The sequence below is a fragment of the Mycobacterium sp. TH-M116 genome, from assembly GCF_057473685.1.
Genome location: NZ_JBYCLC010000411.1, coordinates 1 through 22,330, shown reverse-complemented (window position 1 = coordinate 22,330; position 22,330 = coordinate 1). Strand labels below are relative to the sequence as shown.

Here is a 22,330-nt window from a genome sequence, read left to right as displayed (position 1 = left end):
GCGCTGGCGGTCAAGCCCGCGGAATGGCGCGAGGAGCTGCCGATGATCGAGGAATGGTTCGAGTTCATCGGCGACAAGCTGCCCACCGGCGTCAAGGACGAGTTCGAGGCGCTCAAGCAGCGTCTGGCCGAGACCGAGTAGCGTCCGAAAGCAGACGAGTTGACGCCCGTCAATTTTCTGGCGGTACAGTCGGCGCATGCAGATTCGCGAGTACGTCGGCGCGGGCAAGCCCGCGGTCATCCTCTACCCGTCGGGCACGGTCGTCACCTTCGACGAGCTGGAGGCACGGGCGAACCGCTTGGCGCACCACTTCCGCAAGGCCGGTTTGGTCGAGGGGGACGCCGTCGCGATCCTGATGGAGAACAACGAGCACATCCACGCAGTGATGTGGGCGGCGCGCCGCAGCGGGTTGTACTACGTGCCGATCAACACCCACCTGACCGCGGCCGAGGCCGCCTACATCATCGACAACAGCGCAGCCAAGGGGATCGTCGGCTCGGCGGCGCTGCGTAATATCTGCGAGAACCTGGGCGAGCACCTGCCCGGCGGCCTGCCCGAGCTGCTGCTGATCGCCTCGGGCGAGGAGGATGCCGATCTACCCGGGTGGCAGCGCTACCCCGAATGCGTTGGAGACCAACCTGATTCGCCGATCGACGACGAGCTCGAGGGTGATCTGCTGCAGTACTCCTCGGGGACCACGGGCCGCCCCAAGGGCATCAAACGGGAGCTCCCGCACGTCCCGCCTTCCGAGGCGCCCGGCATGATGTCGGCGCTGATGAGTATCTGGATGAACCCGGACTCGATCTACCTGAGCCCCGCGCCGCTCTACCACACGGCGCCCTCGGTGTGGTCGATGAGCGCACAGGCCGCGGGAATCACCACGGTGGTGATGGAGAAATTCGACCCGCAGGGCTGTCTGGACGCCATCGCGCGCTGCCGCGTCACCCACGGCCAGTTTGTGCCCGCGATGTTCACCAGGATGCTGAAGCTGCCTGAGGCGGTGCGTAATTCGTACGACTTGTCCAGCCTGCAGCGAGTGATGCACGCGGCGGCGCCGTGCCCGGTGGAGATCAAGAAACAGATGATCGACTGGTGGGGGCCCATCATCGACGAGTACTACGCCTCCTCGGAGGCGATCGGCTCGACGCTGATCAGCGCCGAGGAGTGGCTGGCCCATCCCGGATCGGTCGGCAAGCCGATGTCCTGCGAGATCCACATCCTCGACGAGAACGGTGACGAGCTGCCACCCGGTGCGGCCGGTGAGATCTATTTCGCGGGCGGCCTCGACTTCGAATACCTCAACGACGAGTCGAAAACCGCGGCCTCCCGCGACGGGCGCGGGTGGGTGACGGTCGGCGACGTCGGCTACGTCGACGACGACGGCTACCTCTACCTGACCGACCGGCGTCACCACATGATCATCTCCGGCGGGGTGAACATCTACCCGCAGGAAACCGAGAACCTTCTGGTCACCCACCCGAAGGTGTTGGACGCGGCGGTGTTCGGCATTTCCGACGACGAGATGGGCCAAAGCGTCAAGGCGGTCGTGCAGACCGTGGACCCCGCCGACGCCACCGAGGAGTTCGCCGACGAGTTGCTGGGATGGCTGCGGGATCGCTTGTCGCACTACAAGTGTCCGCGGTCGATCTCATTCGAGGCGCAGCTGCCGCGCACCGACACCGGCAAGCTCTACAAGGGGGAGCTGGTCAAGAAGTACTCGATGTGACGCTGCGCGTTGTTGATCTGGCCGAGCCGGCGCAGCCCGACGAGCCCATGGCGGCAGGGCAGCCGCCCGGGGTGGTGATCGCCGTCGGATCGGTCGCCGATTCCTCCGAATACTGGCTCGAGCGGGCAACTTTCACCCTCTCCGAACAGTGCTGCGAGGACCGGCGGGTCGTCACCGTCGACTCGGTGCCCGACGCCTTGGCCGAGCTCGGCGAGCGCTGTCGCCGCTGGCCGCACGCCAGCAGCGTCTGCGACGACGTGCTGCGCAGCATCGATCCCGCCGGCCCGGCGCTGGCCGGTGTGGTGACCGAGTCGCTGGGCTATTCGACGCTGCAGGCGGGTCCGGAGTTCGCGCGCTGGCTCGATGAGCGCGGCCCGGTGCGCGTGCCCGGCAGCGCCGAGCCGGTGCAGACGCGGCGCGACGGTGACGTCCTGCGGATCAGGTTCAACCGGCCGCAACGGCACAACGCGTTCTCGACCGGGGCGCGCGCCGCGCTGCTGGAGGCGCTGACCGTTGCCCAGCTGGACCCGTCGGTGACCGGGGTGGTGCTGAGCGGCAACGGGCCGTCGTTCTGCAGCGGGGGAGATCTTGCCGAATTCGGCACGCTCGCCGACCCGGCGAGCGCACACCTGGCCCGCACCCGTCACAGCCCGGCGCTGGCGCTGCACGCACTCACCGCCCGGCTGGGCCGGGGCTGCCGCGCGCAGGTGCACGGCCGGGTGCTGGGCAGCGGTCTGGAGATGGCGGCGTTCTGCGGATGGGTTGACGCGCAAGCTGATTCGGTGTTCGGGCTGCCCGAGTTGGCGCTGGGCTTGATCCCGGGCGCGGGCGGGTCCGTCAGCGTGACCCGCCGCATCGGGCGTTGGCGCACAGCGTATCTGGTGTTGTCGGGGAGGACGATCGATGCCCACACAGCCCTGCGCTGGGGGCTGGTGGACGCGATAGACCAGTAGCCGGGGACGTGCACCGACGCCGCGACACGCAACGGCAGGCGGCACCCGTTGGCGCCGGACCGGCGGCTGCACGTCCCCGTCACAGGCCGCCGCGGGACATCAGTTGCGCGGCGATCACGTTGCGCTGGATCTCATTGGTGCCCTCGCCGACGATCATCAACGGCGCGTCGCGGAAGTACCGTTCGACGTCGTATTCGGTCGAGTAGCCGTAGCCGCCGTGGATGCGCACGGCGTTCAGGGCGATCTCCATCGCCACCTCCGACGCGAACAGCTTGGCCATCCCGGCCTCCATGTCGGCGCGCTCGCCGCTGTCGTAGCGCTCGGCCGCGTAGCGGGTGAGTTGCCGCGCGGCCGTGAGTTTGGTGGCCATGTCGGCCAGGTAGTTGCCGATGGACTGGTGCTGCCAGATCGGCCGGCCGAAGCTCTCCCGCTGCCGGGCGTAGGCGAGCGCGTCCTGCAGCGCAGCCGTCGCCACCCCCAGCGCCCGGGCGGCCACCTGGATGCGGCCCGTCTCAAGCCCTTTCATCATCTGCGCAAAGCCCTGGCCGGGTTCGGCGCCCAGGATGGCCGACCGCGGAGCGCGGTAGCCGTCGAAGGACAGTTCACAGGCTTCGACGCCCTTGTAGCCCAGCTTCGGCAGGTCCCGCGAGACCGTCAGCCCCGGGCCCGGTTCGACGAGGACGACCGAGATGCCCGTGTGGCGCGGCGTGGCGTGCGGATCGGTCTTGCACAGCAGCGCGATCAGCCCGGAACGGCGCGCGTTGGAGATCCAGGTCTTCGATCCGTTGATCACCAGCCCGTCGGCGGCGCCGTCGGCGAGAAAAGGCACAGCGGTGGTCGACATGTTCTGCAGATCCGAACCACCGCCCGGCTCGGTCAGCGCCATGGTCGCCCGCAGCTCACCGGTGGCCATCTGCGGCAGGTACGTCCTTTTCTGCTCTTCGGTGCCGAACAGCATCAGCAGCTTGGCCACCACGGTGTGACCCCCCATCGCGCCGGCCAGACTCATCCAGCCGCGCGCCAGCTCCTGGGTGACCTGCACGTAACATGGCGTCGACACCGGCGACCCGCCGTACTCCTCACCGATGGCCAGGCCGTAGATGCCGATGCGTTTCATCTGCTCGATCCACGCTTCGGGGTAGGTGTTGGCGTGCTCCATCTCGCGGACGCCCGGCTTGACGTCACGGTCCACGAACGCCCGAACCGTGGCCACCAGCATGTCTTCTTCGTCTTCCACCCATGCCATATTGCCCCCGATCCTCGGGGCTGCCAGCATGTGGCGTTGTGACGTACTCCGGAATCCGCGAAGGTGGTCCCTACTTCGACGACCTGTTCCTGGGTCAGGTCTTCGACTGGGCGCCCCCGATGACGCTGTCCTCCGGGTTGGCCGCTGCACACCAGGCGATCGTCGGTGACCGGCTGCGCCTGGCTCTGGACGCCGATCTGTGCACCGCGGTGACCGGGACGCCCGGGCCGCTGGCCCATCCGGCGCTGGTCTGCGACGTCGCGATCGGGCAGTCGACGCTGGCCACCCAGCGCGTGAAGGCCAACCTGTTCTACCGCGGGCTCACCTTCCACCGTTTCCCGGTGATCGGCGACGCCATCTTTACCCGCACGGAAGTGGTTGGGCTGCGCGCCAATTCGATAAAGCCGGGGCGCGCGCCGACGGGCATGGCGGCGCTGCGGATGATCACGACCGACCAGGCCGACCGGATGGTGCTCGACTTCTACCGCTGCGCCATGCTGCCGGCGAGTCCCGGCTGGACGTCCGCGGCGGAGCCCGGCGACGACCTGTCGGCGATCGGCGCCGACGTGCCCGGCCCGGCCCACGACCCGGCCGGGCATTGGCAGCCCGAGCTATTCCGGACCAGGGTGCCGGGTCCCCATTTCGGGGCCTGTCTGGATGCCGGCATCGCGGGCTCGGTGCTGCGCAGCACCGGTGACGTGGTCAGCAGCGCACCGGAGCTGGCCCGCCTCACGCTGAACATCGCCGCCGCCCACCACGATTCGCGCGTCGGGGGGCGCAGGCTGGTCTACGGCGGGCACACCATCGGGCTGGCGCTCGCGCAGGCCTCCCGCCTACTGCCCAATCTGGCGACGGTGCTGGGCTGGCAGTCGTGCGACCACACCGGTCCCGTCTACGAGGGCGACACTCTCTACAGCGAGTTGCACGTGGAGTCGGCCGAGCCGACCGATCGCGGGGGCGTGCTCGGGCTGCGCTCGCTGGTCTACGCCGTCGGCGACGCCGACGGTGAGCCGGATCGGCCGGTGCTGGACTGGCGGTTCAGCGCGCTGCAGTTCTGAGCGACCGCAACCACCACCACAACCACCACCACCACCAGGATCATCATGGCCGGGGTCGTACGGGTGTGAGGGGGCGGGCGAGGTCGCGCGTGGGCTACGGGCCCTCCAGGTACAGGCTGGCCCAGATCACCTGGGCCAGAGACTCGGCCAGATGATCGTCGCCGGGACCGGGCGGCGTCCTGCGCAGGGTTTGGTGACAGCTCCGTTCGACCATCCACGTCAGCGCGGCCGCCGTCTCGGTCACCGGGATGTCGCGAATGGTGCCGGCGGACCGCCCCGCCCGGATCACGGCTTCGACGTTGGCGACGATGCCTTCGAAGATGGCGTCATAGGTCGCTGAGACGTCGGGATCGTAGGCGGCCATCTCGATCACCGCGGTGATGACTGATTGATGGCGACGGTAGGTGGCCACGATGGCCTGCATCGCCTCCCGGGCGTCGCTGGACCGGCGCCGCTCGGCGACATCCCACCAACGGCGCGCGGCTTCTGACAACTCCCCGAACACGCGCTCGGCCAGCTGGCGCAGCAGGTGGCCCTTGTCCTCGAAATAGATGTAGAACGTCGCCCGGGAGACGCCCGCTTCGGTGGCGAGGCGATCGACGCTGAGCTCGGTGAACGACGAGCCGGCATTCATCAGGCGTTCCGTCGCCGCCAGCAGTGACCGCTCGATCTCCGCCCTGCGCTGCGCGCGATTGCCCTGGGCCTTGCGGGTCACCGACGGCATACACCCTCACTTCCGATGCCGGTCAAGTCGGTCTACGGCGTCAATCCATGACGGGGCATGGCGGCTGGACACCACGGCCCAGGTTACGGGAAACGAAGCGCTTGACCCGACGGAGCGTATAGACATAATGTCTAGTCGCTGTGATTGTGATGCGGAACACCAATGATGGGTGAAGGGACTGTACGCACGAGGGAGGCGACATTGTGAAGATCTCGGCGGCGGTCCTGCGAGACCACCGGTCGCCCTACCGCATCGAGGAGGTCGACCTCGCCGAGCCCGGTCCCGGGCAGGTGCGGGTCCGCGTCGTCGGGTCCGGGATGTGCCACACCGACACGCTGCCGCGGGTGCCGGGCCTGACCACGGGGCCGCCACTGATCGCCGGGCACGAGGGGGCCGGGGTCGTCGAGGCTCTCGGCCCCGGCGTGTTCGACCTGGCGGTCGGCGACCATGTGGTGTTGTCCTTCGACTCGTGCCAGTCCTGCGTCAACTGCCGGGCCGGGCACCCGGCGTACTGCTCGACGTTCTTCGAGCGCAACCTCAGCGGCGTGGGGGACGGCGCCCCGTCGCCGGTGACCGACAGTCTCGGCGAACCGGTGTCGGCGCGGTGGTTCGGCCAGTCGTCTTTTGCCACCCACGCCAACGTCGCGGCGCGCAACGCGGTCGTGGTGGATCCGCGTGCCCCGTTGCAACTGCTCGGCCCCCTGGGCTGTGGTGTGCAGACCGGTGCGGGCGCGGTGTTCAACTCCTTGCGGGTCGGGGTGGGCGAGTCGATCACGGTCTTCGGGGCGGGGGCCGTCGGCCTGAGCGCGGTGATGGCGGCTACCGTGTGCGGCGCGTCGACGATCATCGCCGTGGATTTGCACGACTCCCGGCGGAAACTGGCCACGCAACTGGGTGCCACCCACACCGTCGACGGAGCCGACACCGCCCAGGTGGCCCAAGCGATCGCCGAGATCACCGGCGACGGGAGCCAATACGCTCTGGACACCACCGGTGTCCCCTCGGTCATCACCACGGCGGTGCGGACGCTGCGTCCCACCGGCGTGTGCGGGCTGGTCGGGGTGCAACTCGGCGACCTCGTGCTCGACCCCATGGCGCTCGCCGCCGGCAAGACGGTCACCGGCATCATCGAGGGCGACGCGGCCCCGCGCGTGCTCATCCCCACGCTGCTGGGGTTGTGGCAGCAGGGCCGATTCCCGTTCGACACCCTGATCGCGACCTACCCGCTGGAGCAGATCAACCAGGCCGAAGCTGATTCCCTGTCCGGCACCGTGATCAAACCCGTCCTGCTGCCTCAACTGTGACCCGCTCAGGAGCGCTCCATGGAAAATGACCACGAATACCGCAGGTTGTTCATCGGCGGGGCCTGGCGCCGGCCCGCCGAGCCGTCGAGCGTGCGAACGGTCCAGTCGCCGGCCGACCGCCACCATCTCGGCAGCTACCCGGTGGCGACCTCCGCCGACCTCGACGCGGCCGTGGCCGCGGCGCGCGGGGCGCTGGTCAACCCGGCCTGGGCCGACCTGACACCCGACCAGCGCGCCGATCACCTCGAACGGCTGGCCGACGAACTCAACAAGGTCTGCGCGACGCGTGCCGATCTGACCAGCCTGCAGAACGGCATGCCGATCGCGGTCGCGCAATTCGCCGAAGGCGACGCCCCGGTCGGGCTGCTGCGCTACTACGCCGGGCTGGCCCGCACGACGCCGGCCGAACAGCGCCGCCCACGTATCGACGGCCGCGGCTGGACCGTTGTCCGCCGCGAGCCGGTCGGTGTGGTGGCCATGATCGTGCCCTGGAACTTCCCGCAGGCATTGACGATGTTCAAGCTGGCTCCCGCGCTGGCGGCGGGGTGCACGGTGGTGCTCAAGCCCGCACCCGAGACCACACTGGACGCGTTCGTCCTGGCCGCGGCCGCCGAACGGGCCGGGCTGCCCGCGGGTGTGCTCAACGTCGTGACCGGCGGCGCCGACGTCGGTGCCTACCTCGTCGGCCATCCCGGGGTGGACAAGGTGGCGTTCACCGGGTCCACGGCCGCGGGCCGCGCCGTCGGGCGGGTCTGCGGCGAGTTGCTGCGCCCGGTGACCCTCGAGCTCGGGGGCAAATCCGCGGCCATCGTCCTCGATGATGCCGATGCCGTCGATGTGGTGTCCGGGTTGGCCACCGCATCGCTGCTCAACAATGGTCAGACCTGCTACCTGTCGACGCGCGTGCTGGTTCCCGCGCAGCGCCACGACGAGATGTTCGACGCCCTGGCGGCATTGGTGTCGAGCCTGACCGTCGGCGACCCGCTCGACGCCGACACCCACATCGGCCCGTTGGTGAGCCGGCGCCAACGCGACCGGGTCCTGGACTACATCAGAACCGGTGTCGCCGACGACACGCTGGTCGCCGCCGGTGCCGACCGCGCGGTCCCCGGCGACGGGTGGTTCGTGGCACCCACCGTGTTCGGGCGGGTGCACAACGACTCGCGGCTGGCCCGCGAGGAGATCTTCGGACCGGTCCTGGCCGTCATCCCCTACACCGGTCTCGAGGAAGCAGTCGCCCTCGCCAACGACTCCGAGTACGGCCTGGGGGGCACCGTCTGGACCAAGGACCCCCGCGCCGGCCTCGACGTCGCACGGCGGATCCGCACCGGCAGCATCGGGGTGAACTTTTTCGACCTGGACATCGGCGCACCCTTCGGCGGTGTCAAGTCCAGCGGCCTGGGCCGCGAACTGGGCCCCGAGGGCCTCGACGCCTACGTCAACCTGAAATCGATCTACCTTCGCCAGGAGAACCCATGACCGCAGCCACGTCCGCTCGGCCCTACGACGCACTGGACCTGTCCTCGCGCGCCTTCTGGTCGGGCACCGCCCGCCAGCGCGAAGAGACCTTCGCGCAGCTACGACGGGACCGGCCGGTCAGCTGGCACCCACCCGTGGAAGATGCGTTGCTGACACTGCCCGACGACCCCGGATTCTGGGCCGTCACCAAGCATGCCGACATCGTGACGGTCAGCCGGCGCAACGACGTTTTCATCTCCGGGCAGGGGGTGCTGTTCGAGAACATCCCGGAGGAGATGCTCGAAGCGTCGCAGTCGTTCCTGGCGATGGACCCGCCGCGCCACATCAAGCTGCGCAAGCTTGTGTCGGCGGCATTCACCCCGCGGCAGGTGCAGCGCATCGAGGCACAGATCAAGCACAACGCCCGGGAGGTCGTGCGCGAACTCGCCGAGGCGGGCAGCGGCGCAGACTTCGTCGAGCACTGCGCCAAACAGCTTCCCGTGCGCACACTGTCGGACATGGTCGGCATCCCTGCGTCCGAACGCGACAACGTGGCACACGCCGCCGACGCGCTGGTCTCCTGGGCGGACCCGGTATATCTCAACGGCCGCAACCCCCTCGAGATGCTCACGGAGGGGCAGGGATATCTGCACGCGATCGCCAACGAGCTGGCCGCCGACCGGCGCACGAACCCGGGCGACGACCTGCTGACCAGCCTCGTGCAGGCCGAGATCGACGGTGACCGGCTCAGCGATTTCGAGATCGCCGCATTTTTCGTGCTGCTCGCGGTGGCGGGCAACGACACCACGCGTCAAACCACCAGCCACGCGATGAAGGCACTGACCGACAATCCCGATCAACGCGCCTGGCTGGCCGCGGCCTTCGACAGCCGGATCGCGATCGCGGTCGAAGAGTTCGTCCGCTGGGCCTCCCCGGTGATGACCTTCCGGCGCACCGCGGTCGAGGAGTTCGACCTCAACGGTCAACGGATGAGCCCCGGCGAGAAGGTCGTCATGTTCTATCCGTCCGGCAACTGGGACACCGACGTCTTCGACGCACCCGACGTCTTCGACCTGCGCCGAGATCCCAACCCGCACGTCGGGTTCGGCGGCGGCGGAGCACACTTCTGCCTCGGTGCCCACGTCGCCAGAGCACAGCTGCGGGCCATCTTCGGCGAACTGCTGCAGCAGCTGCCCGGTATCGAAGCCGGCGATCCGGTCTTCGTGCCGGGCAACTTCATCCACGCCATCCGCACGATGCCCTGCACTTTCTGAGGCCTCCCTCGCCGGCCCCGCCGGCGCTAGGCTGGCGCGGTGAGTTCGGCGTCGTCCCGTTGGGGGAGCAGCGGGCTGGCCTACCTGACCGGGCGGCCCGACGGCCCCCCCGACTTCTCCCGGGCGAAGGTGCTGGACCGGGCCGAACGGGTGGCCGCCGCGGTCACCGCGCACACGGGCGTGGCCGTCGACGCCGCCGGTCTGCTGACCGGGCGGGCCGCGCTGCTCGGACTGGCCCGCGGGGGGCGGGTGTCGGCCGGGGGTGCCACCCGGCTGCTGAGCGCCCGCGACGGCTGGTGTGCGCTCACGCTGTCGCGGCCCGCCGACGTCGGGGCCGTCCCGGCGCTACTGCAGGCCGACGACGTGGCCGGAGACCCGTGGCCGGTACTCGCGCAATGGGCCGCAACGCGTCCGGCATCGGAGCTCACCGAACGTGCTGCCCTGCTTGATATTCCGGCTTCCCGCCTGGGTGAGGCCGCACCCGCACCGCCCCGGATCCGCCGCGCGGGCCCGCGTGCGCCCGCCCGCGGCGTGCCGGGTCTGCTGGTGGCCGACCTGTCGTCGATGTGGGCCGGCCCGCTGTGCGGGCAGGTGCTGGCCCGGTCCGGCGCGACCGTCGTGAAGGTTGAGAGCCCGGGCCGCCCGGACGGAACCCGGGCCGGCAGCCGTGCCTTCTTCGACTGGATCAACGGCGGAAAGCTCTCCTATGCAGTCGATTTCGACAGCGCAGCCGGCGAGTTGCGTGAGCTGCTCGGGGCCGCCGACGTCGTCATCGAGGGTTCGCGCCCGGCGGCCCTGGTGCGCCGCGGGCTCGGGCCCGGGCAGGTCGCACCCCGGGCAGGACGAATCTGGTTGCAGATCAGTGGATATGACGAGCAGCCCGAGAGGCCCGCATTCGGGGACGACGCCGCGGTCGGCGGCGGCCTGGTGGGGGGCGGCCCGGCGGGGCCGGTCTTCTGCGCGGACGCCATCGCCGACCCCCTGACTGGTCTGGAGGCGGCCGCGGCGGTGACCGAATCGCTGGGGCGCGGTGGCGGCGAACTGATCCGGGTGTCGATGGCCGGTATTGCCGCGACGTATGCCGCGTCGGCGCAGGCGCAGGCGGTCGCGCATGATGCGGCGCCGCCACCGCGGCCACCGACCGGGTGCCTGCCCGCGCCCGAACTCGGCGCCGACAACGCCGCCGTGCGCCTACTGGTCGCCGAAAGGCGTTGCCCGGCATGCTGATCAAACAAGCGGCGTTGCTCGACGGGAGGATCGTCGACATCAGGGTGGAGGAGCTCGTGCAGGAGGTCAGCGTGGCCTCGGGCGACCTGGCCGCCAGGCGCGGGGAAGGGGTTCTCTACGCCAACGGCGGCACGGCCCTGCCCGGCCTGCACGACCACCACGTGCACGTCCGCTCGGCCGCTGCCGCGCTGGACTCGTTCGTCGTCGGGCCGCCCGGCGTCAGCGCCGAGGCCGAGCTGAGGCAACTGCTCTCGAATGCCACGCCGGGTCCCGACGGTTGGATTCGCGCCATCGGTTACCACGAATCGGTCGCCGGGGAGTTGGACCGCGACTTCCTCGACGCCGTGCTGCCCACGATCCCGGCACGCATCCAGCACCGCAGCGGCGCACTGTGGATCCTGAACTCCGAGGCGCTGGGCCGGGTCGGGCTGGCCGGGCATCCCGACGGGCGCCTGCGCAGCGCCGACCGCGGCTGGTCGCAGGCCCTGATGCGGCGCGAAAGCGACCTGGCCGAACTCGGGCGCCGCATCACCGGCTACGGCGTCACCGGTGTCACCGACGCGACCCCCGACCTGGATCCGGCCGACAGGGAGGCGTTGTCGTCGGCGCACAGCCGCGGCGAGTTCCGGCCGCGGTTGTGCTTCCTGTCGCCGGGCAAGAGAATCCTGCAGGATGACCACCTCGACCTCGACGAGCTCGCCGGCTGGATCAGCGAACGCCACGCCGTCGGCGGGCCGGTCGCCATGCACTGCGTCACCGCTGCCCAGTTGGTGGTGACGGTCGCGGCCCTGCGTGTCGCCGGGAGCCATCCTCGGGACCGGATCGAGCACGCCGCCGTGGTGCCCGACGATACCCTGGCCGACCTTGCCGATCTCGGGGTCACGGTGGTGACGCAGCCCAACTTCGTCGCCGAGCGCGGCGATCAATACCTCGCCGACATCCCCGCCGCCGAACACGGTTGGCTGTGGCGCGTCGCATCGTTGCTCGACGCGAGGGTTCCCGTGGCGCTGTCCACGGACATGCCCTTCGGCCACGGGGATCCGTGGACCGCGATGCGCGCCGCGGTGTACCGCACCACACCGAGCGGGGCCGTTCTCAACGCCGGCGAGAGCGTGTCGGCGCGCCGGGCCGTGAGGATGTTCACCGGCCGGGCGGATCGGCCGGGCCGCTTCCGCAGCATCGAAACCGGGCAGCCGGGTGACCTCTGCGTGCTCAGTGAGCCGCCCGCCACGGTGCTGGCCGAGCTGGACGCCGGCATGGTCGCGGCCACCGTCATCGGCGGCGAGCTCGTCTACTTCGCGATGTGAGCGGCGCTCAGGCCGCCGCGGTCAGCGCCTCACGCAAACGGTCGCACTGGCTGTCGCAGAAGCGTTGTGACACTGCGGCTTTGGGTGCCCACAGGTCGAAGCCGTGGAAAGCTCCGGGGACGACGTCGACCTGGCACGCCACTCCGGCGGCCCGCAGCCTTTCGGCGTAGGCGAGGTCTTCGTCGTGGAAAAGGTCGTGGGTGCCGACGCCGATCCACGCCGGCGCCAGCCCCCTCAGGTCGTTGCGCCGGCCCGGGACGGCGACCTGCGGGTCGGCGCCGCCCAGATATGCCGCCCATCCGAACCGGTTGCTGCGCGCACTCCACAGCCGGTGGTGTGGGTTGTGTCCGGACTCCGAACTCCGGTCGTCGAGCATGGGATATGCCAGCAGCTGGAACCGGGGGGTGATGTCGGCCCGGTCACGGGCCAGCAGCGCCAGGGCTGCGGCGAGCCCGCCGCCGGCGCTGGCGCCCCCGACGGCGACCCGTCGCGCATCCACGGACGGCAGTTCGGCAAGCCAGGTCAACGCCGAGTAGCAGTCCTCCAGCGGGGCTGGGTACGGATGTTCGGGCGCCAGACGGTATTCCACCGACGCGACGGTGATTCCCAGGCGGGTGCTGAACCGCCGGCACACGGGGTCGTCCTGTTCGGCGCTGCCGATCACGTATCCGCCGCCGTGAATCCACAGCAGCGCGGGCGTCGTCCCGGTCACGCCGACGGGCCGGAACAACCGCACGCCGCTGCCCGGGCCCAGGTCGACGACCTCGACGTCGCCGGCGCCGCCGCGTCCGCGCAGCTTCGTCACCGCCCGCACGATCCGCAGAGTCCGGGGGCTGACCATGTGCCGCGGCGTGAAGCGGGCAATTGTGCGCAAATCGGGGTGAACGTCGCTGTTGGGCATGGGTCGAGTATTGCCCACGCCGAGCGTCGCCGGTGCGGTTCTGTGGCGGTCTGCGGCTTGGCCGCAACCTGGCCCGACGGGCACCCCGGGGGTGGAAACGAGGCTCTCACAGGATGTCAATGCTATTTCCGGTTCACTCGCGGGGCCGCTACCATCAGTCAGGACTATCCACTGACTGGGTAAGGAGCGCCGGCGCACCGTGAGTACAGGCAACGAACAGGCCGGCACCGAGGAACCCGAAGTCCTCGTCGAGCAACGGGGCCGGATCCTGATCATCACCATCAACCGGCCCAAGGCCAAGAACGCGGTCAACGCCGCGGTCGCCCGCGGCCTGGCCGACGCGATGGACCGGCTCGACGCCGACGCCGGCCAGTCGGTGGGGATCATCACCGGCGCGGGCGGATCATTCTGCGCCGGAATGGACCTCAAGGCTTTCGCGCGGGGCGAGCTTCCGGTCGTCGAAGGCCGCGGCATGGGGTTCACCGAGCGCCCGCCGGACAAGCCGCTGATCGCGGCGGTGGAGGGCTACGCCCTGGCCGGGGGCACCGAGCTGGCGCTGGCCACCGACCTGATCGTGGCGTCGCGGGACTCGGCGTTCGGGATCCCCGAGGTCAAGCGTGGTCTTGTCGCCGGTGGCGGCGGACTGCTGCGGCTGCCCGAGCGCATCCCCTACGCGGTCGCGATGGAGCTGGCCCTGACGGGGGACAATCTGCCCGCCGAGCGCGCTCACGAACTCGGGCTCGTCAACGTGCTGGCCGAGCCGGGCCGGGCGCTGGAAGCAGCGATCGCGCTGGCCGAGCGGATCGCCGCCAACGGGCCGCTCGCGGTGGCGGCCACCAAGCGGATCATCATCGAGTCCCGCGGCTGGAGCCGCGACACCATGTTCGCCGAACAGATGAAGATCCTGGGCCCGGTGTTCGCGTCGAACGACGCGAAGGAGGGCGCCATCGCGTTCGCCGAGAAGCGTCCGCCGCGCTGGACAGGCTCCTGACCCCGGTACACTATTTTCGTAGAGTCTCGGTGCGATCCGAAAATGCCTGATGATCAGAAAGATCGAGGATGAGCATTTCGTTGCTGCTCGAGATGGCCGCGTCGGGTAACCCCGACCGCACGGCGGTCGTCTGTGACGACGTGCGGTTGACGACGCAACAGCTCAGTGATCTCGCCGACGGCGGCGCGGGCGTCATCGCGGCCTCGGGTGCGGGGCATGTGGCCTACGTCGGCACCGGCGGCGCCATGCTGCCCGTGCAGATCTTCGCGGCGGCACGCGCCGGGGTGGCGTTCACCCCGGTCAACTACCGGCTGTCCGCGGACGGCATCCAGGCCCTGATCCGCCGGCTCCCCGAACCCCTGGTCGTCGTCGACGGCCGCTACTTGGACATGATCGGAGACGCGTCGCAGCGGGTGATGGTTTCCGACGATTTCCTGGCCGCCGCGCGCGGCGCCGAGCCCTCGGTCAGCCCAGCGGAGTTCGCTGACCCGGACTCGGTCGCGATCGTGCTGTTCACCTCGGGTACCACGTCGCAACCCAAGGCTGTCGAGCTCACGCACATCAACCTCACCAGCTACGTGACCGGCAGCGTCGAATTCGCCTCGGCTGCCGACACCGACGCGGCGCTGATCTGTGTGCCGCCCTATCACATCGCCGGCGTGAGCGCCGCGCTGTCCAACCTGTATGCCGGGCGAAAGATGGTGTACCTGAACAACTTCGACGCGCGCGAGTGGGTCCGGCTGGTCAACGCCGAGCAGGTGACCACCGCGACGGTGGTGCCCACGATGCTGGACCGCATCGTCACCGCGCTCGAGGCCGACGGCGAAGGCTCCCGCGAGCTGCCGTCGCTGCGCAACCTGGCATACGGCGGCTCCAAGGTCGCTCTGCCGCTGGTGCGCCGGGCGCTGGAACTGCTGCCGGGGGTGGGCTTCGCCAACGCCTACGGACTGACCGAGACCAGCTCGACGATCGCGGTGCTGACCCCCGACGACCACCGCGCGGCGCAGGCTGCATCCGACCCCGCCGCCGCCAGGCGGCTGGGTTCGGTCGGGCGGCCGTTGCCCGGTGTCGAGGTACAGATCCGCGACGAGCACGGCGCGGTGCTCGGTCCGGGGGTCACGGGCGAGCTGTTCGTGCGCGGGGAGCAGGTCTCGGGACGCTACACCGGAATTGGTTCCGTGCTGGACGACAACGGCTGGTTCCCGACCAAAGACATCGCCATGATCGACGAGGACGGCTATCTGTTCATCGGCGGGCGCAGCGACGACACCATCATCCGCGGCGGGGAGAACATCGCCCCCGCCGAGCTGGAGGAGGTGCTCGTGGAGCACCCCGACGTGGCCGACGTCGCCGTGGTCGGCGTCGACGATCAGCAGTGGGGCCAGGCGATCGTCGCCGTGGTGGTGCCGGCGCGCGGCCGCGAACCCGACCCCGAGGAGCTGCGCGAATTCGTGCGCACAAACCTGCGGGGGTCGCGGACCCCGGACCGGGTAGTGTTCCGCGGCGAGCTGCCGACCACCCCCACCGGCAAGGTGCTGCGCCGGGAGATCGTCGAAAAGCTGGAAGGACTGCACGCATGATCAAGAACGGAACCCGTCTGGCCAGCCAGGTGTGCGACACCCAGGTCATCGTGGTCAGAAGCGCCGACAGCCTCGACGACCTGCGATGCGGCGGTGCGCCGATGGTCGCCATCGACGCCGAACGGTCGGGCGAGCTCGACCCGGCGTTCGCCGAGGGCACCGTGATGGGCAAGCGCTACGTCGACGGTGACGGAGCCGAGGTGCTGGTGACCAAGCCCGGTGCAGGGGGCCTGAGCATCGGCGCGACCCCGCTTCAGCTCAAAGAGGTCAAGCCGCTGCCGGCCAGCGACTGAGGTCAGTCGTCGCGCTTGTCGGGCAGGCCGTTCCGGATAACGAATTCCTTTGCCTTGATCAGGAATTCGATCTGATCGCCGACCTGGTGGAGCGGTTCGACGCTGCGCGTCGAGCGGGACAGCAGGATCGCGCCCTCCAGTGCGGCGATCGACATCACCGCCAGAGACGCCGCGTCGCCCTCGTCGAAGCCGTCGGCGACGAACGCCCGGGTCATCGCCGCGCACCAGCGGCCGAGGACGGCACCGGCCTCCGTCGACAGTGCCCGCTCGTCGTCGGACGAGCCGATTGCGGCCGCCACCACGGGACAGCCGGCGGCGAAGTCGCCCTCGGTCAACAGGCGTTCCCAGAACTCGACGAACTCGCGCAACAACGCCCGCGCGCCCCAGCCCGCGGCATCATCGATCATCGCGGTGATGGAATCGCCCGAGTACCGCAGCGCTTCGCTCAGGATTTGGCTGCGGCCGCCGGGAAAGTGGTGGTACACCGAGCCGCGGGGCGCGCAGCTGCGGGCGAGCACCTCGTCGATGGTCACCCCGGCCGCTCCGCGCTCCCGCATCACCTCGGCGGCGCTGATCAGCATGTTGATGCGGGTGTCGCACCGTTTCGCGGCAGGTCGTCGGGGCGCCTTGTCGGTGGCGGGGAGCCCGGTGGTGGGCACTGTCGTACCTCCGGTGGCCGGCGTCATGCGGCGTGCGAATGCCGGTTTGCCGGCCAGTGCATACTACGCGGGCCGAACCGGAACCGTCGCCGCTTGAGGTTGGGCATCTCGCGGATGAACTGGCAGCCGCCGACGTTGAGCTCGATGATCCACATGCTTCTCTCCCCAGCCGTGTGCGGCCCTTGATTATGCTGAGAATCATATAAGACACCCGTCCAGCAAGCAATTTCTATTACCTAAGTAACCGGCACACCAGACAAAACTGGTGAGATGGCGGTCACAGCCGGTTCCAGAGCGAGGGGCTAAAGCCCGGCTTCTATGGTGTCTTGCCTAATGGCTTGGGCTCCTGCGGACCGCAAAATGCCGGGCGTGCACTCCGCGCGAGAGGTCGTCCGACCGAAACCTCGCGCAACGTGCACGCCCGGCATACGGGGCGTCTGCCCGCCTCAGCCCTGCAGGCTGTGGCCCATCGGCATCAGCACGCTCTTCTGCTGGGTGAAGTGCTCGACGCCTTCGGGCCCGTTCTCGCGACCGATGCCGGAGTTCTTGTAGCCGCCGAACGGGCAGCAGGGGTCGAACGCATACCAGTTGATGGCGTAGGTTCCGGCGCGGACCCTCTCGGCGATCTTGATGCCCTTGTCGATGTCGGTGGTCCACACGCTGCCGGCCAGGCCGTACACCGAGTCGTTGGCGATCGTGATCGCGTCCTCTTCGGTGTCGTAACCGATGATGCTCAGCACCGGGCCGAAGATCTCCTCCTGCGCGATCGTCATCTTGTTGTCGACGTCGGCGAAGACGGTGGGCTGCACGAAGAAGCCAGCGTCCAGGCCCTCGGGGCGGCCGCCGCCACACACCAGCCGAGCGCCCTCCTCGATGCCCTTGGCGATGTAGCCCTCGACGCGGGCGCGCTGCCTCTCCGAGATCAGCGACCCGATCTGGGCGGCCGCGTCCGACGGCGGGCCCACCGGTAGCGCCTGTACGAAAGTGCTGACTGCGTCCACGATCTCGTCGTACCGCGAGCGGGGGGCCAGGATGCGGGTCTGGGCAACGCAGGCCTGCCCGGTATTCATGATCCCGGAGAACACCAGCATCGGGATCGCGGAGGCCAGGTCGACGTCCTCGAGGACGATGGCCGCGGATTTCCCGCCGAGTTCCAGGGTGCACGGCTTGAGCATGTCCGCGGCCCGCCGGCCGATCTCCTTGCCGACGGCGGAGCTACCGGTGAAGGAGAAGAGGTCGACAGCCGGGTTGGACGTCAGTGCCTGGCCGGTCTCGACCCCGCCGGGCACTACCGACAGCACGCCCTCGGGGAGCCCCGCCTCGGCGAAGGTTTCCGCTAAAAGGTTTGCACTCAGCGGTGTCTCGGCGGCCGGCTTGAGCACCACGGTGCAGCCGGCCAGCAGCGCCGGGCCCAGCTTGTTGACCGCCAGGAACAGAGGCACGTTCCATGCCACGATGGCTCCCACCACGCCGATGGGCTCCCGGTAGACGACGGTCTGCCCGTAGCTGCCGTTGCGAACCTCGCGCCACGTGACCTCGTCGACAGCAGGACCGGCGAAATAGTTCAGCGCGCCGATCGAGCTCATCCAGTGCATCGTTTCGATGCCGGTGGGTGGCTGACCGGTCTCTCCTGCGAGGACCGCGGTGAACGTGTCCTTGCGCTCCTCCATCAGCTTGAGCGCGTTGGCGATGACGGCGGCGCGCTCCTTCGGCGGGGTGGTGGGCCAGGGGCCGGTGTCGAACGCGGCGCGGGCCGCGGCGACCGCTGCGTCCACGTCGGCCGCCGCGGCGAGCGGCGCCTTGCCGACGTATTCGCCGGTGGCCGGGCAGTGCACCTCGATCACCTCAGAGGTGGCCGGTTTTGTCCACTTGCCGCCGATGAACAGGTTGTCGTATTCGGTCTTGATGTCGCCCATGGGCGCCACCCTACCCAAGCGAAAGCAAAACGAGAACATGTTTCATTACGACGGCGAGAGGACCAGCACCAGATTGCTGACCAGGAACTCGCGCAACAGCGGCACCGACGTCAACCACCAGGCGCATCGGGGGTGGTAGCGGGGAAATGCGGCGACGAGCGCGCCGGTGCTCGCGGCCCACCGCAGACCGTCGGCAACCGACACCGCGAACAACGACGACCCGTAGTGGTTTTTCGCCGGGTGGCCGTGTCTGCGGGCGTACCGCGCGGCGGCGCGTGCGCCGCCCAGGTAGTGCGTCAGCCCCATCTCGTGGCCGCCGAACGGGCCCAGCCACACGGTGTAGGACAGCACCACCAGCCCGCCAGGCTTGGTGACCCGCAGCATCTCGCTGCCGAGCTGCCAGGGCCGCGGTACGTGCTCGGCGACGTTGGACGACAGGCAGATGTCCACCGCGTCGTCGGCGAACGGCAACGCCATGCCCGATGCCCGGACGAACGTTTTCCCGCTGGGCGTCGCCCCGGCCTTCGTGGGTCCGCCCGCGTGCATCTCGTCCGGGTCCGGCTCGACGCCGATATAGCGGACACCGGTCTCGGTGAAGGCCGCTGCGAAATAACCGGGGCCGCCGCCGACGTCGAGCAGCGTGCGGCCGGCCGGGGTCTCGGCGCGGGCCGCCTGCCACAGGTCGCCGACCATTGCCACGGTGTCGGCGGCGAGTGCCCGGTAGAACCGCGGCGGGTCGGGCTGCTCGTGGCGGAACGCCGACAGCAGCCGCAATGAGCGCGCAAGCGTCGCCCGGCGGGCGAAGATGTCGGTGACGGCCACCGGCCAACCCTATGGCTGCGCGTCACACTGGTCGCCCGGCTGGGTTGGATGGCCGGTCTCCTCCTCCCGCCGCTGCGCGGCGGGCATCGTCGCCCGGCTAGGCTGATCCCGATGTCTCCCCTGCGCTCGGTGCTGCTGTTGTGCTGGCGCGACACCGGCCATCCCCAGGGCGGAGGCAGCGAGGCGTACCTGCAGCGCATCGGAGCGCAGCTGGCCGGCTCGGGCATCGCCGTCACACTGCGCACCGCCCGCTATCCAGGCGCGCCGCGCCGCGAGGTGGTCGATGGCGTGCGGATCGTGCGCGCCGGTGGCCGCTACTCGGTCTACGTGTGGGCGCTGCTGGTGATGGCCGTTCAGGAGGCCGGGGCGCGACTGGGGCTCGGGCGGCTGCGGCGGGCGCGGCCCGACGTGGTCGTCGACGCGCAGAACGGGCTGCCGTTTCTGGCCCGGCTGGTGTACGGCCGCCGGGTGGTGGTGCTGGTACACCACTGCCATCGCGAGCAGTGGCCGGTGGCCGGGCCGGTGCTCGGCCGGGTGGGCTGGTTCGTCGAGTCGAAACTGTCGCCGTGGCTGAATCGGCGCAACCAGTACCTGACGGTTTCGCTGCCCTCGGCTCGGGATCTGGTCGCCCTCGGGGTGGACGGCGAGCGGATCGCGGTCGTCCGTAACGGCCTCGACGAGGCGCCGGCGCCGTCGTTGTCCGGCCCGCAGGCGGCAACCCCGCGGGTGGTGGTGCTGTCGCGACTGGTCCCGCACAAGCAGATCGAGGACGCGCTGGAAGCCGTTGCGGAGCTGCTCCGGCGCAGACCGGGCATACCGGGTCTGCGCCTCGACATCGTCGGCGACGGATGGTGGCGGCAGCGGCTCGTCGACCACGTTCACTCCCTCGGCATCACCGACGCGGTGGTCTTCCATGGCCACGTCGACGACGTCACCAAACACCATGTGCTGCAGGGCTCGTGGGTACACGTGCTGCCCTCGCGCAAGGAGGGATGGGGTCTGGCGGTCGTCGAGGCGGCCCAACACCGGGTGCCCACCATCGGCTACCGGTCCTCGGGCGGCCTGTCCGACTCGATCGTCGACGGGGTGACCGGCATCCTGGTGGACGACCATGCCGAGCTGGTCGATCGCCTCGAGGAATTGCTGTCCGATCCGGTGCTGCGGGATCAACTCGGCGCCAAGGCGCAGACACGCACCGGCGAGTTTTCCTGGGCGCAGAGCGCCACGGCGATGCGCGGTGTGTTGGAGGCGGTACAGGCCGGCCGGCTCGTCAGTGGTCTGGTCGGCACCGGCATCTGAGCGCGCGCCCCGCGACGCATAAACCTATGCGACGTCTCTCGGCGTGTCGTCGCCATGATTTATGTGTCGTGGAGGGCGGCGCCCGCGCCGCGGCGGCGCCGAACAGCGCCGAACTGAGCCGACCACTGCGCCGGCGGCCCCCGCGATCAGCAGCGCCAGCCAAGCCAGGTGCGCGGCGAGCGTCACGTCGCGCCGGGCCGCGGACCCCTCCGCGGTGTCGCCGCCGATCCGGTAGAGCGCGATCTCGTCGTCACGGTAGACAGGCGCCAGGGCGTCCAGGGTGCGACGGGCCGCGCCCATGTCACCGGCGCTGCCCGATTCGACGACCAGCCACCCCACGCCGGCGCCGGCCGCCACGGACGGGTCGGGCCCCGTCAACAACAGGTCCTGGACCGCGCGGGCGTGGCTGCCCTCCCCTGGTACGACGACGCCGGAGATGATCAGGTCACCGGTGGTGAGCACGTCGGCGCGCACCCAACGAGGCAGCGGGTCCAGCACGGGTGCGGGACCGGACCACGAAAACCGCCGCATGGTCCCGGCCGGCAGCACTGCGACAGCGCGCGGATCGGCGTTGACCGCCGCCGCCACGGCCGCCCACCCCGGCGGGTAGCGCACCGGCATAACCCTTCCGCCCAGGCCCCACGCCAGGTCAGGCTGTGTCGCGATCAGCGCGAGGCAGCACACCAGCGCGGTGGCTGACGGTTTCAGCGGCCTTGCCCACCTGGGCAGCGTCACCACCGCGCCGGCGCCCGCCAGCGCATAGCCGGGCATCGCCAGTGCCACCCACTTCTGCCCGTCGCGCACCACGCCGAGGCCCGGTGCGGCATCGACCAGGGTGCCGAGCGCGCGCAGCCCCGGCCCGGTCGCCAGCGTGGCGACCACCAGCACCGAGACCACCGCCAGTACGAGCAGTGGCGCCGCGGTGCACCGGCGCGCCGCCGCCGACGCACCGGCGACCACCACACCCAGCAACGCCACGGCCGAACAGATCGCGAAAAGTGTTGCCCGCGAGGCGGGTACGGCCTGGCCGTTCCAGATGCCGCCGAGGCTGGCCAGGCTGAGCAGCGTGCCCAGGCCGGGCTCGGCGCGCGGCGCGAACACCCGCACCCCGAGCCCGTTCGCCGCCGTATGGGCGGTCAGCGACGAGCTCATTGCCGCCGCGGTCAGCCAGGGCAGCGCCGCCACCAGAGCGGCGCCCACGGTCACCGCGGCGCACAGCCGGCGCGAGCGGCCCGGGCCCGGTGTACCGACACACACCAACGCGACCGTCGCGGCCAGCATCAACCCGGTCGGGGTCAGGCCGGCTGCCGCGATCCAGAAGACCAGGGCGGCAAACCCGGTCCCGGACGACCGCAGCGCGAGCATCGCCGTCGCCACCCACGGCAGACAGCCGTAGCCGACCAGCAGGCTCCAGTGCCCTTGCAGCAATCGTTCGGCCACATACGGATTCCAGATCGCCAGCGTGGTCGCGACGAACTGGCCGGGCGCGCCTGCATCCGGCAGTGCCGTGTCGACCAGTCGCGCCGCACCCCATCCCGCCAGCCACAACCCCGTGACGAGCAGTACCTTCACCACGACACCGCCGTCGACCA

General features: G+C 70.0%; 21 protein-coding genes. 13 read left to right on the top strand and 8 right to left on the bottom strand.

Annotated features, from left to right (window positions below):
* The 3 genes from AC2VOK_RS21010 to AC2VOK_RS21000 all read left to right on the top strand — a co-directional run.
* Positions 1-141 (top strand): hypothetical protein (locus AC2VOK_RS21010; RefSeq protein WP_428902169.1); only part of this gene is annotated, 141 nt, incomplete at its 5' end.
* Between the two features lie 55 nt (positions 142-196).
* Positions 197-1,726: a fatty-acid--CoA ligase FadD4 gene (gene fadD4, locus AC2VOK_RS21005; RefSeq protein WP_428902166.1), complete on the top strand. Its 1,530-nt coding sequence runs from the start codon at positions 197-199 to the stop codon at positions 1,724-1,726.
* 47 nt (positions 1,727-1,773) lie between these two features.
* Positions 1,774-2,679 carry an enoyl-CoA hydratase/isomerase family protein gene (locus AC2VOK_RS21000; RefSeq protein ID WP_428902168.1) on the top strand — a complete coding sequence of 302 codons (906 nt, stop codon included), beginning with the start codon at positions 1,774-1,776 and terminating at the stop codon, positions 2,677-2,679.
* A gap of 79 nt (positions 2,680-2,758) precedes the next feature.
* On the opposite strand, the gene AC2VOK_RS20995 is transcribed toward AC2VOK_RS21000, so the two are convergent.
* On the bottom strand, positions 2,759-3,925 hold the full coding sequence (locus AC2VOK_RS20995; RefSeq protein WP_428902165.1) for an acyl-CoA dehydrogenase family protein: 1,167 nt from the start codon (positions 3,923-3,925) through the stop codon (positions 2,759-2,761).
* Between the two features lie 38 nt (positions 3,926-3,963).
* Here AC2VOK_RS20995 and AC2VOK_RS20990 point away from each other — a divergent pair, with 38 nt between their 5' ends.
* Positions 3,964-4,983, top strand: a complete 1,020-nt coding sequence (locus AC2VOK_RS20990; protein ID WP_428902164.1) for a MaoC family dehydratase — start codon at positions 3,964-3,966, stop codon at positions 4,981-4,983.
* Positions 4,984-5,077: 94 nt separating this feature from the next.
* Here the strand turns inward: AC2VOK_RS20990 and AC2VOK_RS20985 are convergent, their stop codons facing one another.
* On the bottom strand, positions 5,078-5,707 hold the full coding sequence (locus AC2VOK_RS20985) for a TetR/AcrR family transcriptional regulator (RefSeq protein ID WP_428902163.1): 630 nt from the start codon (positions 5,705-5,707) through the stop codon (positions 5,078-5,080).
* 203 nt (positions 5,708-5,910) lie between these two features.
* Here AC2VOK_RS20985 and AC2VOK_RS20980 point away from each other — a divergent pair, with 203 nt between their 5' ends.
* Genes AC2VOK_RS20980 through AC2VOK_RS20960 form a run of 5 tightly spaced genes read left to right on the top strand, consistent with a single transcriptional unit; the run spans position 5,911 to position 12,277 of the window.
* Complete coding sequence (locus tag AC2VOK_RS20980; RefSeq protein ID WP_428902162.1) at positions 5,911-7,011, top strand: NAD(P)-dependent alcohol dehydrogenase; 1,101 nt, start codon at positions 5,911-5,913, stop codon at positions 7,009-7,011.
* 18 nt (positions 7,012-7,029) lie between these two features.
* Positions 7,030-8,490, top strand: coding sequence for an aldehyde dehydrogenase (locus AC2VOK_RS20975; RefSeq protein ID WP_428902161.1), 1,461 nt, complete (start codon positions 7,030-7,032; stop codon positions 8,488-8,490).
* Positions 8,487-9,743, top strand: a complete 1,257-nt coding sequence (locus AC2VOK_RS20970) for a cytochrome P450 (RefSeq protein ID WP_428902160.1) — start codon at positions 8,487-8,489, stop codon at positions 9,741-9,743. Before AC2VOK_RS20975 ends, AC2VOK_RS20970 begins: the two co-directional genes overlap by 4 nt.
* A gap of 39 nt (positions 9,744-9,782) precedes the next feature.
* Positions 9,783-10,970, top strand: a complete 1,188-nt coding sequence (locus AC2VOK_RS20965; protein WP_428902159.1) for a CoA transferase — start codon at positions 9,783-9,785, stop codon at positions 10,968-10,970.
* On the top strand, positions 10,964-12,277 hold the full coding sequence (locus tag AC2VOK_RS20960) for an amidohydrolase family protein (protein ID WP_428902158.1): 1,314 nt from the start codon (positions 10,964-10,966) through the stop codon (positions 12,275-12,277). The genes AC2VOK_RS20965 and AC2VOK_RS20960 overlap by 7 nt, the downstream gene beginning before the upstream one ends.
* Positions 12,278-12,284: 7 nt before the next feature.
* Here the strand turns inward: AC2VOK_RS20960 and AC2VOK_RS20955 are convergent, their stop codons facing one another.
* On the bottom strand, positions 12,285-13,178 hold the full coding sequence (locus AC2VOK_RS20955; RefSeq protein WP_428902157.1) for an alpha/beta hydrolase: 894 nt from the start codon (positions 13,176-13,178) through the stop codon (positions 12,285-12,287).
* Between the two features lie 199 nt (positions 13,179-13,377).
* Here AC2VOK_RS20955 and AC2VOK_RS20950 point away from each other — a divergent pair, with 199 nt between their 5' ends.
* The 3 genes from AC2VOK_RS20950 to AC2VOK_RS20940 all read left to right on the top strand — a co-directional run bounded on the left by AC2VOK_RS20950 (position 13,378) and on the right by AC2VOK_RS20940 (position 16,042).
* Positions 13,378-14,169, top strand: a complete 792-nt coding sequence (locus AC2VOK_RS20950) for a crotonase/enoyl-CoA hydratase family protein (RefSeq protein ID WP_428902156.1) — start codon at positions 13,378-13,380, stop codon at positions 14,167-14,169.
* A 68-nt stretch (positions 14,170-14,237) separates the two neighbouring features.
* Positions 14,238-15,749: a class I adenylate-forming enzyme family protein gene (locus tag AC2VOK_RS20945; RefSeq protein ID WP_428902155.1), complete on the top strand. Its 1,512-nt coding sequence runs from the start codon at positions 14,238-14,240 to the stop codon at positions 15,747-15,749.
* Positions 15,746-16,042 (top strand): hypothetical protein, encoded by a 297-nt coding sequence (locus tag AC2VOK_RS20940; RefSeq protein WP_428902154.1) that lies wholly within the window; start codon positions 15,746-15,748, stop codon positions 16,040-16,042. The genes AC2VOK_RS20945 and AC2VOK_RS20940 overlap by 4 nt, the downstream gene beginning before the upstream one ends.
* Positions 16,043-16,044: 2 nt before the next feature.
* Here the strand turns inward: AC2VOK_RS20940 and AC2VOK_RS20935 are convergent, their stop codons facing one another.
* The 4 genes from AC2VOK_RS20935 to AC2VOK_RS20920 all read right to left on the bottom strand — a co-directional run bounded on the left by AC2VOK_RS20935 (position 16,045) and on the right by AC2VOK_RS20920 (position 19,439).
* On the bottom strand, positions 16,045-16,623 hold the full coding sequence (locus tag AC2VOK_RS20935) for a TetR/AcrR family transcriptional regulator (RefSeq protein WP_428902167.1): 579 nt from the start codon (positions 16,621-16,623) through the stop codon (positions 16,045-16,047).
* A gap of 101 nt (positions 16,624-16,724) precedes the next feature.
* Positions 16,725-16,856 (bottom strand): hypothetical protein, encoded by a 132-nt coding sequence (locus AC2VOK_RS20930; RefSeq protein WP_428902153.1) that lies wholly within the window; start codon positions 16,854-16,856, stop codon positions 16,725-16,727.
* 291 nt (positions 16,857-17,147) lie between these two features.
* On the bottom strand, positions 17,148-18,617 hold the full coding sequence (locus AC2VOK_RS20925) for an aldehyde dehydrogenase (RefSeq protein ID WP_428902152.1): 1,470 nt from the start codon (positions 18,615-18,617) through the stop codon (positions 17,148-17,150).
* A 45-nt stretch (positions 18,618-18,662) separates the two neighbouring features.
* Positions 18,663-19,439 carry a class I SAM-dependent methyltransferase gene (locus tag AC2VOK_RS20920; protein ID WP_428902151.1) on the bottom strand — a complete coding sequence of 259 codons (777 nt, stop codon included), beginning with the start codon at positions 19,437-19,439 and terminating at the stop codon, positions 18,663-18,665.
* A gap of 111 nt (positions 19,440-19,550) precedes the next feature.
* Between AC2VOK_RS20920 and AC2VOK_RS20915 the strand changes: the two genes are divergently transcribed.
* Positions 19,551-20,738 (top strand): glycosyltransferase family 4 protein, encoded by a 1,188-nt coding sequence (locus AC2VOK_RS20915; protein ID WP_428902150.1) that lies wholly within the window; start codon positions 19,551-19,553, stop codon positions 20,736-20,738.
* 24 nt (positions 20,739-20,762) lie between these two features.
* On the opposite strand, the gene AC2VOK_RS20910 is transcribed toward AC2VOK_RS20915, so the two are convergent.
* Positions 20,763-22,330 (bottom strand): MmpA family trehalose lipid delivery protein (locus AC2VOK_RS20910; RefSeq protein WP_428902149.1); only part of this gene is annotated, 1,568 nt, incomplete at its 5' end.

Coding starts and splice junctions, on each gene's coding strand:
- AC2VOK_RS20915 (WP_428902150.1), top strand. CDS start 19,551: ATGTCTCCCCTGCGCTCGGTGCTGCTGTTGTGCTGGCGCGACACCGGC.
- AC2VOK_RS21000 (WP_428902168.1), top strand. CDS start 1,774: ATGGCGGCAGGGCAGCCGCCCGGGGTGGTGATCGCCGTCGGATCGGTC.
- AC2VOK_RS20935 (WP_428902167.1), bottom strand. CDS start 16,623: ATGCTGATCAGCGCCGCCGAGGTGATGCGGGAGCGCGGAGCGGCCGGG.
- AC2VOK_RS20945 (WP_428902155.1), top strand. CDS start 14,238: ATGAGCATTTCGTTGCTGCTCGAGATGGCCGCGTCGGGTAACCCCGAC.
- AC2VOK_RS20960 (WP_428902158.1), top strand. CDS start 10,964: ATGCTGATCAAACAAGCGGCGTTGCTCGACGGGAGGATCGTCGACATC.
- fadD4 (WP_428902166.1), top strand. CDS start 197: ATGCAGATTCGCGAGTACGTCGGCGCGGGCAAGCCCGCGGTCATCCTC.
- AC2VOK_RS20930 (WP_428902153.1), bottom strand. CDS start 16,856: ATGTGGATCATCGAGCTCAACGTCGGCGGCTGCCAGTTCATCCGCGAG.
- AC2VOK_RS20975 (WP_428902161.1), top strand. CDS start 7,030: ATGGAAAATGACCACGAATACCGCAGGTTGTTCATCGGCGGGGCCTGG.
- AC2VOK_RS20955 (WP_428902157.1), bottom strand. CDS start 13,178: ATGCCCAACAGCGACGTTCACCCCGATTTGCGCACAATTGCCCGCTTC.
- AC2VOK_RS20995 (WP_428902165.1), bottom strand. CDS start 3,925: ATGGCATGGGTGGAAGACGAAGAAGACATGCTGGTGGCCACGGTTCGG.
- AC2VOK_RS20940 (WP_428902154.1), top strand. CDS start 15,746: ATGATCAAGAACGGAACCCGTCTGGCCAGCCAGGTGTGCGACACCCAG.
- AC2VOK_RS20985 (WP_428902163.1), bottom strand. CDS start 5,707: ATGCCGTCGGTGACCCGCAAGGCCCAGGGCAATCGCGCGCAGCGCAGG.
- AC2VOK_RS20970 (WP_428902160.1), top strand. CDS start 8,487: ATGACCGCAGCCACGTCCGCTCGGCCCTACGACGCACTGGACCTGTCC.
- AC2VOK_RS20925 (WP_428902152.1), bottom strand. CDS start 18,617: ATGGGCGACATCAAGACCGAATACGACAACCTGTTCATCGGCGGCAAG.